Annotated in this window: 11 protein-coding genes and 2 pseudogenes; 5 read left to right on the forward strand and 8 right to left on the reverse strand. The window is 62.4% G+C overall.

What is annotated here, in order from left to right; translation table 11 throughout:
* The first annotated feature begins 81 nt into the window (after window positions 1-81).
* Window positions 82-705 (forward strand): LolA-like protein, encoded by a 624-nt coding sequence (locus B0G57_RS01440; protein WP_018438781.1) that lies wholly within the window; start codon window positions 82-84, stop codon window positions 703-705.
* A 108-nt stretch (window positions 706-813) separates the two neighbouring features.
* On the opposite strand, the gene B0G57_RS01445 is transcribed toward B0G57_RS01440, so the two are convergent.
* Entirely contained in the window at window positions 814-1,563 is a 750-nt protein-coding gene (locus B0G57_RS01445) for an SDR family oxidoreductase (protein WP_018438782.1), read from the reverse strand.
* 97 nt (window positions 1,564-1,660) lie between these two features.
* Between B0G57_RS01445 and B0G57_RS32325 the strand changes: the two are divergent.
* The 3 genes and pseudogenes from B0G57_RS32325 to acnB form a co-directional block, all read left to right on the forward strand.
* A pseudogene (locus tag B0G57_RS32325) lies at window positions 1,661-1,750 on the forward strand (AraC family transcriptional regulator); the annotation flags it as partial.
* A 107-nt stretch (window positions 1,751-1,857) separates the two neighbouring features.
* Window positions 1,858-3,648 (forward strand): FAD-dependent oxidoreductase, encoded by a 1,791-nt coding sequence (locus B0G57_RS01450; protein WP_026229311.1) that lies wholly within the window; start codon window positions 1,858-1,860, stop codon window positions 3,646-3,648.
* Between the two features lie 179 nt (window positions 3,649-3,827).
* Window positions 3,828-6,413, forward strand: a complete 2,586-nt coding sequence (acnB, locus tag B0G57_RS01455) for a bifunctional aconitate hydratase 2/2-methylisocitrate dehydratase (RefSeq protein WP_018438785.1) — start codon at window positions 3,828-3,830, stop codon at window positions 6,411-6,413.
* Window positions 6,414-6,601: 188 nt separating this feature from the next.
* Here the strand turns inward: acnB and B0G57_RS01460 are convergent, their stop codons facing one another.
* On the reverse strand, window positions 6,602-7,387 hold the full coding sequence (locus B0G57_RS01460) for an AraC family transcriptional regulator (protein ID WP_026229312.1): 786 nt from the start codon (window positions 7,385-7,387) through the stop codon (window positions 6,602-6,604).
* 161 nt (window positions 7,388-7,548) lie between these two features.
* On the opposite strand from B0G57_RS01460, the gene B0G57_RS01465 reads away from it, so the two are divergent.
* Window positions 7,549-8,337: an alpha/beta fold hydrolase gene (locus B0G57_RS01465; protein WP_018438787.1), complete on the forward strand. Its 789-nt coding sequence runs from the start codon at window positions 7,549-7,551 to the stop codon at window positions 8,335-8,337.
* A gap of 206 nt (window positions 8,338-8,543) precedes the next feature.
* Here B0G57_RS01465 and aroQ read toward each other — a convergent pair whose 3' ends face one another.
* The 6 genes and pseudogenes from aroQ to B0G57_RS01495 form a co-directional block, all read right to left on the reverse strand.
* Complete coding sequence (gene aroQ, locus B0G57_RS01470) at window positions 8,544-8,984, reverse strand: type II 3-dehydroquinate dehydratase (RefSeq protein WP_026229313.1); 441 nt, start codon at window positions 8,982-8,984, stop codon at window positions 8,544-8,546.
* Window positions 8,985-9,005: 21 nt separating this feature from the next.
* Window positions 9,006-9,842 (reverse strand): annotated as a pseudogene (aroE, locus tag B0G57_RS01475) (shikimate dehydrogenase).
* Window positions 9,843-9,848: 6 nt separating this feature from the next.
* Window positions 9,849-11,063: a CaiB/BaiF CoA transferase family protein gene (locus tag B0G57_RS01480; protein WP_018438791.1), complete on the reverse strand. Its 1,215-nt coding sequence runs from the start codon at window positions 11,061-11,063 to the stop codon at window positions 9,849-9,851.
* Window positions 11,063-11,521: a MaoC family dehydratase gene (locus B0G57_RS01485; protein WP_026229314.1), complete on the reverse strand. Its 459-nt coding sequence runs from the start codon at window positions 11,519-11,521 to the stop codon at window positions 11,063-11,065. Before B0G57_RS01485 ends, B0G57_RS01480 begins: the two co-directional genes overlap by 1 nt.
* 2 nt (window positions 11,522-11,523) lie before the next feature.
* A complete protein-coding gene (locus tag B0G57_RS01490; RefSeq protein ID WP_018438793.1) occupies window positions 11,524-11,916 on the reverse strand; it encodes a VOC family protein in 393 nt (130 codons plus the stop codon).
* On the reverse strand, window positions 11,913-12,863 hold the full coding sequence (locus tag B0G57_RS01495; RefSeq protein WP_018438794.1) for a ketopantoate reductase family protein: 951 nt from the start codon (window positions 12,861-12,863) through the stop codon (window positions 11,913-11,915). The genes B0G57_RS01490 and B0G57_RS01495 overlap by 4 nt, the downstream gene beginning before the upstream one ends.
* Window positions 12,864-12,956: the final 93 nt, after the last annotated feature.

The raw sequence follows: 12,956 nt of genomic DNA on the forward strand, positions 1-12,956 counted from the left end.
TTTGCGACACGCTCCGCATATTCGCAGGACGGCCCAGGCGCATGCAGGTTCGCCCGCGCGAGCATTGCTTGGTGCGGAGCAATGCGCCAAAATCACCCGATGACGAACGCGCCACTTCCGGACCGGGATTTCGTTTCCGCTGCGCAATCATGCTTCGATGTGCTCGAAAACTATCAGGTCACGCTCAAATCGACATCGGCGGGAGCGGAACCGGTCGAAATACTCTATGGCTACCGCAAGCCAGGTTTCGTTCGCATGGACTTCATCCGTCCCCATGCCGGCGCGACACTCACTTACAACCCTGAAAGCCGGAAGGTCAAGCTCTGGCCATTTGGTTTCGACACCATTCCGACGCTCACGCTCAGTCCCGACAATCGCATGATCCTGAGCCCGCAGGGTCATCGCGTCGATCAGTCCGATATCGGCGCACTGCTCGTCAACGTCCATGAGCTTCAACTGCATGGCGACACGCAGGTCGTCGGCGCTGACACGATCGGCACACGTCGAGCGTCTCATGTGATCGTGACGTGCAGGCCCGGGCACTTAGCGACGGGCGTGTTCCGCTATGAGCTGTGGTTCGATGTCAGCCATGGGCTGCCCATCAAGGTCGCGAGCGAGGGCGCGTCACACGAGCCGATCGAGACGGTGCTGATGGAGGACCTGCGCATCGACGTGCCAGAGTCGCAGCTCAGGCCGTTTGAGTAGTCGCGCGGGCGAGCGGTCACCCGACCATGCATTACCCGGGGCGCGTACCGAAGCTCGGTACGGCACGGTATGGACCGATCTCAGCGGTCCCTCGTCCTGGCCGGCGCGCTATCGAGACCGCGCGTCGTACCACTCGATGGCGTCTTCGCCGGCTGGAATCATGAACGGACTCGACGCGTCGTTTGCGGCGAGCCACACCGCTTCGGCGACATCCGCTGCATGCGTGACAGTCGTCTCTTTCTGCCAGTTCGCGAAGATCTGCTGCACGATTGCGCTGTATGGCTCGGGAAAACCGTCCTTCATGCGTGCTTGCGCGTTCTCGCCAAAGCGCGTGGATGGTGCACGTCCCGGCAGCACCACGCGTACGCGCACATTGAACTGCTCCAGTTCGAGCGCGAGCGATTCGCTGAACGCGTTGACCGCAGATTTGCTGGCGGTATACACCGATAGCAGATGCAGCGGTCGACAAGTGACGGTCGATGTGACGTTGATGATCACGCCTTTCCGGCGCTCGCGAAACTGCGGCAATACCGCCTGTGTCATCGCGATGGTGCCGAGCGTGTTCGTTTCGAAGATGTCGCGCACAGTGTCCATCGGCGTGCCTTCAAGCGCGTTGAGAAAGCCGATGCCGGCGTTGTTGACAAGCACATCGATAGGGCCGGCAGCATCGATGACCCCACGGATGCTCTGCGGATCCTTCACGTCGAGCGCGAGGATGGACAAACGATCGGAACGTGGCAACACGTCTTCCCGCGGCGTGCGCATCGTGGCGATCACGCGCCATTCGCGATCCAGAAAATGCCGCGCAACCTCGAGGCCAAAACCGGACGAGCAGCCGGTGATCAATACCGTCTTCATGTCGACTCCTGTGTTGTAACAGTCTCAGCACGATACGTCGGGACAGGCTGGACTGGCTACAATCGAACGTCCACATTCCATTTGTGTTCGTCCGATCATGACCGATCCTCTCGCTGATGTCGTCACGCTGCTCCAGCCGACCCCGACGTTCTCGAAAGTGCTGAGTGGCGCAGGGCACTCGCGATCGCAAATCGCCCTTTGCTGACGATCAAGTGCAGCGAGCCAAGCTCGCTTTAGAATCCAGAAAAGACGATTCGCCAAGCCGACTGGCTGCCGGTAAGAAAAAAGGACGTCATGAAGAGACGATGCCTGCTAAAGGGTGTTGCCGCCCTGTCTTTCCTCCCCACCACCACGATCTTTGCCGACGTGATTCCTGCCATGGCTGGAATGGGCCGCGTCCGGCCTGGCGACCCTGCATGGCCGGAAGCAGAGGAGTGGGAAGCGCTCAGTCGCGCAGTCGGCGGAAATTTATTGCGACCGAAGACCATCTGGCAGGCCTGTGCGCAAGCGCCTCGCACGCCCGATTGTCTCGCCCGCCTGCAGGAAGCAAGAAACCCGATCGCGCTCGGCGACGATCCCGGCGGCACTCAGATCTCAGGCTGGCTCGACGCATGGACACCCCGCGCGAGCGCTTACGCCGTGGCGGCCCGCTCCACCGCCGACGTCGTTGCGGCCATCAATTTCGTGCGCCAACACAATTTGCGTCTGGTGGTGAAAGGCGGGGGGCATAGTTACCTTGGCGGCTCGAACGCGCCGGATTCCCTTTTGATCTGGACACGCGCGATGAATCGCATCGAGCTACACGATGCGTTCATTCCATTGGACTGTTCGATGCCATCGACGCCGGCTGTGACCGTAGAGGCCGGCTGCATGTGGGTCGATGTCTACACTGCCGTCACCACCCAGGCAGGGCGATACGTCCAGGGCGGCGGCTGTGCGAGCGTGGGGGTGGCCGGCCTCGTCCAGGGAGGCGGTTTCGGATCGTTCTCGAAGCGTTACGGATTGGCGGCCGCAAGCCTGCTTCAGGCCGAGATCGTCACTGCAGGTGGAGCGATCCGCACCGTGAACGCATCGCGGGAGCCCGATCTCTTCTGGGCGCTGAAAGGTGGAGGCGGCGGCAGTTTCGGCGTAGTGACAAAGATCACTTTGCAGACCCACGATCTGCCAGCGCATTTTGGTTGGGCTGCGTTCAAGGTCAAGGCGTCATCGCGTGACGCATACCGGCGTCTGGTCAAACGGCTCGTGGATCATTACGCCGAGAATCTGTTTAACCCCCAATGGGGCGAGCAGCTTGTTTTTCATGACGATGAAGTCCACGTTTCGATGGTCTGTCAGGGCCTCAACGACAGACAAGCCAAATCGACCTGGGCGCCTTTCATCGATTGGGTACGAGCTTCGCCGTCGGATTTCACGTTCAACACCGAACCTCACATCGGCGCCGGGCCCGCACGCCACTGGTGGGATTTCAAGGCGAACCCTGGACTGGTGCGCGACCCTCGGGCTGGAGCGGCCAGTCACCACGGTTGGTGGCGAGGCGATGAAGACGAGGCCTCGCTATTCTTGTACGGCTACGAGTCGCAATGGCTGCCCGCGACGCTTCTCGAACCTGCACAACGCGGTCGCCTCGTCGGCGCGCTCACGGAGGCCGCCTGCATTCAGACCGTGGAACTGCATGTCAACAAAGGACTCGCGGGCGCTCCCCCGGAAGTGAACGAGCAGGCGCGTCAGTGCGCCATGAATCCTAAGGTTGCCGACGCCTTCGCCCTGATGATTGTCGCTACGGGCGGTCCGCCGCCGATTGCAGGCCTCCCGGTCGCGCCCACTGATATGGCAGAAGCACATCGCCAAGCCGAGCGTGTGGCGAAGGCCGCGGCCGTTCTTAAAGCATTGTCGCCGGAAGGCGGCGCCTATCTTTCGGAAACCGATTTTTTTCGTCGAGATTGGCGCGAAGCGTTCTGGGGGGCGAATTATGCGCGGCTGAAAGCAATCAAGGACCGGTACGACCCCGAAGGATTCTTTTTTGTCCATCACGGGGTCGGCAGCGAGGACTGGAGTCCCGACGGCTTCACGCCCGTGCAGTTGTGATGGGATGCGCGATGGCAAACGCATGGCCGGCCTGATCGTTGCTTGCCACTCTTATATAAGATATAAGACATTTGACGCCGCATGCCATTGCCATTAGAATCGCGATCCGAAGCAGTGTCCGCTATACCGGAGTGCCTGATAAGCCTTCCCCTGAACCGCAAAAAAACAGCAGGTCCCCCATGCTTGAAAACTTTCGTGCTCACGTGGCCGAACGCGCCGCGCTCGGTATTCCTCCCCTGCCGCTGGCGGCTCAGCAGACCGCCGAGCTGGTGGAACTGCTGACGAAACCGCCCGCGGGCGACGAGCAGACCCTGCTCGACCTGATCACCCACCGCGTCCCGGCCGGCGTGGACGAAGCCGCTCGCGTGAAGGCTGGCTTCCTGGCCGCCGTGGCCAAAGGCCAGACCGCCTGCCCGCTGATCTCGCGCGCCCGCGCCACCGAACTGCTCGGCACGATGCTGGGCGGCTACAACATCCAGCCACTGATCGAACTGCTGTCCGACGCCGAAGTGGGACCCGTCGCCGCCGATGCGCTGAAGAAAACCCTCCTGATGTTCGATCAGTTCCACGACGTCAAGGAACTGGCCGAGAAGGGCAATGCCAACGCCCGCGCCGTCATGCAAAGCTGGGCCGACGCGGAATGGTTCACCAGCCGGCCCGAAGTGCCGCAAAGCCTGACGATCACCGTCTTCAAGGTCACGGGCGAAACCAACACCGACGACCTCTCCCCCGCCCCCGATGCCACCACGCGTCCGGACATTCCGATGCACGCGCTGGCGATGCTGAAGAACGCCCGTCCCGGCATCACCCCGGAAGAGGACGGCAAGCGTGGCCCGGTCAAGTTCATCGAGTCGCTGAAGCAAAAGGGCCACCTCGTCGCGTACGTGGGGGACGTGGTCGGTACCGGCTCCTCGCGAAAGTCGGCCACCAACTCGGTGCTGTGGTTCACGGGTGAAGACATCCCGTTCGTTCCAAATAAGCGCTTCGGCGGCGTGTGCCTGGGCGGCAAGATCGCCCCGATCTTCTACAACACGATGGAAGACGCCGGCGCCCTGCCGATCGAACTCGACGTCTCGAAGATGGAAATGGGTGACGTGGTCGAGTTGCGCCCATACGAAGGCAAGGCCCTGAAGAACGGCGAGGTGATCGCCGAATTCCAGGTGAAGTCCGAGGTGCTCTTCGATGAAGTGCGCGCCGGCGGCCGCATCCCCCTCATCATCGGCCGCGGATTGACGGCCAAGGCACGGGAAGCGCTGGGTCTACCGCCGTCGACCCTGTTCCGTCTGCCGCAGCAGCCGGCCGATAGCGGCAAGGGCTTCTCGCTGGCGCAGAAGATGGTTGGCCGCGCCTGCGGCCTGCCCGCAGGCCAGGGCGTCCGCCCGGGTACTTATTGCGAACCGAAGATGACCTCGGTCGGCTCGCAGGACACCACTGGCCCCATGACCCGCGACGAACTGAAGGACCTGGCGTGCCTGGGCTTCTCGGCCGACCTCGTCATGCAGTCGTTCTGTCACACCGCCGCCTATCCGAAGCCGGTGGATGTGAAGACCCACCAGACGCTGCCGAACTTCATCAGCACGCGCGGCGGCATCGCGCTGCGCCCGGGCGACGGCGTGATCCACTCGTGGCTGAACCGCATGCTGCTGCCCGACACCGTGGGCACCGGCGGCGATTCGCACACGCGCTTCCCGATCGGCATCAGCTTCCCGGCTGGCTCGGGCCTGGTCGCCTTCGCGGCCGCCACCGGCACGATGCCGCTCGACATGCCGGAATCGGTCCTGGTCCGCTTCAAGGGGAAGATGCAGCCCGGCGTGACGCTGCGCGACCTGGTCAACGCCATCCCGCTCTACGCGATCAAGCAAGGCTTGCTGACGGTTGCGAAGCAAGGCAAAAAGAACATCTTCTCGGGCCGCATTCTCGAAATCGAAGGTCTGCCCGATCTGAAGGTCGAGCAAGCGTTCGAATTGTCGGATGCTTCCGCCGAGCGCTCGGCCGCCGGTTGCACGGTCCACCTGAACCAAGCGCCCATCATCGAATACCTGAACAGCAACGTCACGCTGCTGAAGTGGATGATCGCTCAGGGCTATCAGGACCCGCGCAGTCTGCAGCGCCGCATCACTGCGATGGAGCAGTGGCTGGCCGATCCGCAACTGCTGTCGCCTGATGCCGACGCCGAGTACGCAGCCGTCATCGAGATCGACCTTGCGGACATCCACGAGCCGATCGTGGCCTGCCCGAATGATCCGGACGATGTGAAGACGCTGTCGGACGTGGCCGGTGCCAAGATCGACGAAGTGTTCATCGGCTCGTGCATGACCAACATCGGCCACTTCCGTGCGGCGTCGAAACTGCTCGAAGGCAAGCGCGATATCCCCGTCAAGCTGTGGGTGGCCCCACCGACCAAGATGGATCAGAAGCAGTTGACCGAAGAAGGTCACTACGGTGTTTTCGGCACCGCCGGTGCGCGTACCGAAATGCCCGGCTGCTCGCTTTGCATGGGCAACCAGGCGCAGGTGCGTGAAGGCGCCACGGTCATGTCGACCTCGACCCGCAACTTCCCGAACCGGCTCGGCAAAAACACGAACGTGTACCTCGGCTCGGCGGAATTGGCGGCCATCTGCTCGCGCCTGGGCAAGATTCCGACCAAGGACGAGTATATGGCCGACATCGGCGTGATCAACGCCAATGGCGACAAGATCTACAAATACATGAACTTCGATCAGATCGAAGACTTCAAGGAAGTGGCCGACACCGTCAATATGTAAGCACGCTGTTGGGCTGCGGCGTGAGGTATTCGTCGTAGCGCGATGCCATGGCGCCGGGGGCTGAACGCCCGCGGCGCTTTTTTTGTTCTTCGCCGATCTGAGGAGGGAACGCGAGCGCGTTTCATCCCAAATTCAGTGCATTCGACGACATGAGATTGCAGAGCAGCCGGAACCGAGCGGCTGTTGCCTCAAGCCGCTCGGCGTGCCTCTAAATACTGACTCGGCGTTTCCCCGAGTACACGACGAAATGCGGATGAGAATGCGCTGGGACTTGCGTAGCCGAGGTCCAATGCGACCCGGGTCACAGGTTGCCCTCCACTCAAACGCTCGATGGCTGTGAGCAGGCAGACCTGCTGGCGCCACTCGGCAAAGCTTACGCCGGTCTGCGCACGGAAAAGCCGGGTAAAGGTTCGCCTGCTCATTCCGACTTCGGCGGCCATCATGTCGAGCCCAACGGTAATCGATGGCGCATTAAACAGCCGACGGCATGCGCGCGCGAGACGAGTATCGCTCGGCAACGGTGCATGAAGTGACAGATGCGGCATTGACGCTATCTCCGCGACGAGCAGATTCATTAGCTTGCCGGCACGTCCATCAACGTCGTACATCGCCGGCAAGTCGACGGCCTCCTCTAGCAATTGCTTGAGAAGTGCCGACACACCGTAGACGCAGCAATGGACAGGCAGTTGCTCGGCCTCCGCTTCTTCCAGTGACACGAAAGCGTTGAGCATAGTTACTGGCCCACTCATCGTCATTTCGTGGGAAATACCGGCAGGTACCCAGCAAGCTCGCTGTGGTGGAACGAGCCACCGGCCTTCGGGGGTCGCCACGCTGATCGTACCGCGAGAGGCGAACGCGAACTGACCACGTCGATGCGCGTGTACTGGAAACGATGAACCCGCAGAGTAATCGTTCGCCGTCACGACCACGCTGCGCGGGATGTCTTCGAAGGGATCGACCAAGGTATTTCGCATGGCCCAAATTCTACAGCGAATGACCCGTTACCGAAGGCGGGCCTATCTCGGTCAGCTTACGATCTACCGCATCTGTCGCGTGACGGCGCAATGGCGTCTTCGGAAAGTTCGCGGTCGCGCCGAATGAAGACCACACACATCCCATTCGCATCGGAGTCTATATGCCTAATACGTTTCACAGCGTGGGGAACGGCCCTCACACCGTCCTCGTTCTTCACGGCTGGTTCGGTGACGCGCACTCGTTCGAACAGATTGAACCCTGGCTGAATGGCCACGCGTTCAGTTACGTATTCATGGATTATCGCGGCTACGGGGGCATGCAGGAGACGCGCGGAACGTACACGATCGACGAGATCGCGTCCGATGCGCTCGCGCTTGCGGATGCTCTCGGGTTTCAGGCCTTCAGCCTGATCGGTCATTCGATGGGGGGCATGGCGATCGAGAGGATTGCGACACGCGCCCCTGATCGGGTACGGGCACTCGTTGCGGTTGCGCCAGTTCCGTGCGGCGGCATTTCGTACGATGCCGAGACGCGGCGTTTGCTCGAAGATGCCGCCGCGCACGTGGACAATCGCAGAGCCATCATCGACCGCAGCACCGGCGGACGGTTGCCCTCGTCCTGGGTCGAATGGAAAGCGGCGTATTCGGCAACGCATTCCTCTCCGGAAGCGTTCGCTGCGTACGTCCATGCGTGGGCCGATACCGATTTCAGCGACGAGATTGTCGGGCGGCATCCGGTGAAGGTGCTGGTGGGGGAGCACGATCCAACATTCAATGCCGGGTTGATGGCCAAAACCTACCTTCGCCGCTATCCCCTTGCCACTGTTGAGGTCTTGCAGAACGCCGGCCACTATCCGATGAACGAAACGCCGCTCGCGCTTGCCACGGCCATCGAATCCTTCCTTGCCGAAACAGCCACGGTCGTGAATATGCAATCGCCCGCCCGGTGATGATCATAGGTCATGTCACTGCGCCATGTGGCCGAGTTCTACCAGCCCGGCTCGAAGAGGTCCTGGCGGCCAATCAAGCTCTGATGACGGTCTACGTGCTCAAGGACGATCTCAAGGCACTGTGGGACTACCGTCATCCGGGTTACGCCAAGCGCTTCTGCAAGACTGGTACAGTGTCTAGCCCAATTTCAATCCTGGTGCGTCGCTCAATCGCTGACCTCAGCATGGGCCGCCCGCAGTGCGAGAAGATAGCTGTCAACCCCGAAGCCACAGATCTGTCCTTTGACGATATCGGCGAACACCGAATGGTGCCGAAACGCTTCCCTCGCATGAATGTTCGACATGTGCAGTTCCACGATCGGACACGTGAGGATCGCGAGTGCGTCGCGAATGCCGTAGCTGTAGTGCGTCCAGGCACCGGCGTTGATCAGCACGGCGTCCTTGCCCTCTTCGAACGCACGATGAATGCGCTCACACATCGCCGCCTCGCTGTTCGTCTGGAACGATTCGACGTGCACGCCCAGTTCCGCGCCCAGTGCCTGCAGCCTCGAATCGATCTCGGCTAGCGTGACCGTGCCGTACTGCACGGGGTCGCGCTTGCCGAACATGTTGTGATTGATGCCGTGAAGCATCAGGATGCTCTTCATTTTCTTTTCCCCTTTTCGCACTCAGTCGAGCGGCACGGTGAGACGATCGATCACGGCGCTCGTCTCGGGACGCACACCGCGCCACCATGCAAACGCTTCGGCTGCCTGCTCGACGAGCATGCCGACGCCGTCCGCGACACCGAGCACGCCTGCGTTGCGGGCAAGCCGCAAGAACGGCGTGAGCCGCTTGCCGTACGCAAGCTCGTAGGCGGTGCCATAGGGGCTGAAGACGCTCGGCGGGACGGGTGGCAGTTCGCCTGTCAGGCTTGCGGAGGTCGCGTTCACGACGACATCGAAGCGCCCCATCGCCGCGAGATCGCCGTAGCCGCAAGCATGCAATCCCACGTCGTGCGGGCCGACTTGGGCTACGAGCGCCCCCCCTTTCGACACGTCGCGGTTGGCGATGACCAGATCGGCGGGACGCGCGGCGAGAAACGGCAGCAGCGCGCCGCGTGCCGCACCGCCTGCACCGAGCATCAAGACCCGTTTGCCGGCAAGCGGCACGCCGAGATTGACTTCTATATCGCGCGTGAGTCCGATGCCGTCGAAATTCTCCGCGACGATCCGCCCGTTCTCGAACTTGAGGGCATTGGCGGCGCCCGCCAACGCCGCGCGCTCGCTGCGCTCGTCGGCGAGCGCGAACGCCCTGAGCTTGAACGGCGCAGTGACGTTCATGCCCTTGCCGCCGTCGGCGGCGAACTCACGCACGATCCGCTCGAAGCCATCGTCAGGATCGAGCGGGCCTTCGATTGCAATATATGACATCTACTGCCGAGTCGTTTCGGCAAAGAGGCCGTGGATCAGCGGAGATTTCGTGTGTGCGATCGGATTGCCGATCACTGCATACTGGTCACTCATGATGTCTCACTTCGCGTAAAGAACGCCTTCGGTTTGCATCGCGTCGATCTCCGCAGTGGAAAAGCCTAGCGATTGCGCGACCTCCGCGTTGTGCTGTCCGAGATCGGGGGCGACCTCGCGGATCGTCGTATCACAATCAGAGAAGCGGAACGGCAGATTGGGCAGGCGCAGTGTCCCGTAACGCGGATGGTGCTGTTCGACCACCATGCCACGCGCCTGGATCTGCGGATCGTCGAGCACCTCGTCGATGCGCTGCACCTTCGCGCATGGCACATCGATGCCGTCCAGCCGTTCGAGCACCTGAGCGACCGGGCGCGCGGCGACCCACGGCTGCACGACGGACAGAATCGCCTGCCGATGCGCGTTGCGGCCCGCGCTATCGTGAAAGCGCGAATCGCTGCCGAATCCGGCGGGCCCGCCATGCGTTTCGATCAGCGATGCGAAGCGCTTCCATGCATCGTCCACCTGCGCCGCGATCACGAGGTCGCCGTCCGCCGCGCGAAACACGCCATAGAGGGTCGACGTCGGCATATCGTGGCCCGTCTGCTCCGGCAGCACGCCTCGCAGCGTGTAGCATTGCACCGCATACTCGTGCATGGAGACGAGCGTGTCGTACAGCGCCATGTCGATATGCTGTCCGCGTCCGCTCTTCACACGCCCGAGCAGCGCCGCATTTATCGCGGCGACCGCGTGAACGCCGGTGTACATATCGCCGAGCGATATCCGCAGCAGCGGCGGCGGCTCGCCCGGCGTGCCGACCATCTGCATGATGCCGCTCTTCGCTTCCGCGATCAGGCCAAAGCCTGCACGATGCGCATCGGGGCCCGTGTGGCCATATGCGGAGATCGAACAGTAGACGAGGCCCGGATTGCTCGCGGATAGCTGGGCATAGCCCAGCCCCAGCTTATCCAATGCGCCGGGGCGGTAATTCTCGACGAACACATCCGCCGAGTCGCACAGGCGCCGCATGAATTCCTTGCCGCGCGGGTCTTTCATGTTGACACTGACGCCGCGCTTGCCCATGTTGAGTTGCAGGAAATAGCCACTCTGCTGGTCGTCGAGCACCGTCGCGTGCTGGCGGCCGGCGTCGCCGCTGCCGGGACGCTCGACCTTGATGACTTCGGCGCCGAGCGCCGCGAGGCAGCGCCCCACGTAGGGGCCGGCGAGGAAGTGGCTATAGTCGACGACGCGTATGCCTTCGAGGGGACGGATCTGCTGCATCAATAGGCTCCCGGTCGGCGCGGCACCATCAGGCGATGCTCGCCGCGTTGAACGATCTGTCCATCCTGATTGATCAGCTCGGACAGCAAGACGACGATGCCCCAGCCGGGACGGCTGTTGCTCGGCCGCATCGCGCCGATGCGAAACTTCACGTGCAGGACGTCGTTGACCTTTATGGGCAGCAGGAAATCCCAGGTCCAGCCGAGCGACATGCCAGGTAGGAAGCGATAGTCGCTCTGCGTCTTGAGGCCGTCGGCAATCGACAGCCCGAACAGCCCATGCGCGACGAGGCAACCGAAGTGGCTCGCATTGGCATACGCCTCATCCACGTGCACGGGTGTGTGGTCGCCCGTAAGGTCGGCATAGGCAAGGATGCGCTCCTTCGTCACCGTGTAGTTCGGGCTTACGCACTCGTCGCCTTCGCGGGCGTCGTCCCAGTATTTTTCGATGATGGTCATGGTCATATCTCCGCGCGCGGGTCGATCTCGAGCGCCTGCGCGACGCAGGACGCAGGCCTGGCTTGGATCAGCTCGATGGCGAGTCCGTCGGGCAGGCGCAGCCAGTTGCGCCCTTGGGGCATCTCACTGACGGCATAGGGGCGAGCCGCGGCGAGTGCCGCTTCCAGGTCTTCGCACATGATCCCGAGGTGCGCGAGCCGGCCTTCGGAGCCCTCGTACTGCGGCGCGTGAATGAACTGCAGGCCGCCGAGCGTCCAGTACTGACGCGGCGCGTCGACGGTGCCGTCGACTTCGCGCATCGTCATGCCGAGCACGTCTTCGAAAAAGCGGATGTGCCAGCCGATGTCCTTCACCCAGATGGCCACGTGTTCGAGATAAGCTTTGGAGCCGCTCATGCCGTTGCCTCCTTGCGTTGTTGATCGGCCATCGCGCGTTCGATGCCCTTGATGCATGCGACCAGCGTCGCATTGACGGGCGTCGGCACGCCGAGCCTTTGTCCCCAGCGCACTACCGAGCCGTTGATGAAATCGACCTCCGTTACGGAGCCTTTTTCGAGGCTCTGCAGCATTGAAGTCTTAAACGCCGGAGAGAGGCCTTCGGCCGCGAGCGTCCAGGCTTGCTCGGGATCAGTCATCGAAAGCCTGACGCCAGCCGCCTGTGCCGCCGAGATCGCCTCGGATACGGCCGCCAGGGCGGTCGATTTGAGCAGCGGCTCTTCGTAGAGCTGTCCGTAAGTGAGCCGCGTGATGCCCGTGAGCGCGCCCGTGGCGACGTTGACGAGCAGCTTGTCCCACATCGTGCCCATGATGTTGTCGCTGACTGTCGTGATCAGGCCGGCTGCATTGAACGCGCCGGCGACGGCTTGCACGCGGGGCGTGAACTGACCGTCGAGCTCGCCGATGTAGGTCAGCTTGCCGGTGACGCCCGACTGGATATGTCCCGGACCTTGCAGCACGCCGCCGACATACGTCTTGCCCGCCAGCACGCGCTCGCGGCCGACGATTTCGGCGAGGATGTCCTCGTGCCCGAGTCCGTTCTGCAGCGAAAGCACAACCGTCGGCGGCCCGACCAGCGTAAGGGCGCCGCGCATCGCGGCGTCGGTGTGAAAGGACTTGACCAGTACGACGACCACATCAGCCACGCCGACTTCATTCGCCTGAGTCGTGGCGCGCACGGCAATGCGCCGCGAACCGTTGGCATCGTCGACCAGAAGGCCGTCGCGGCGCATCGTTTCCACATGGGCGGGCGAACGGCCCAGCAGCCACGTTTCGTGGCCGCCCTCCGTGAGAGCGGCGCCGATCGCGCAGCCTAATGCGCCGGCGCCGAGAATCGCAATCTTCACTTGGCTCCTCCTTGACGTGTAGTGACACGATAGGAGCTGCCATTCATAGCCGCAATGCAATGACTACAATGTCGTCATTGCCGGACGCAATAG

The sequence above is a fragment of the Trinickia symbiotica genome (genome assembly GCF_002934455.1).
GTDB classification, from domain to species: domain Bacteria; phylum Pseudomonadota; class Gammaproteobacteria; order Burkholderiales; family Burkholderiaceae; genus Trinickia; species Trinickia symbiotica.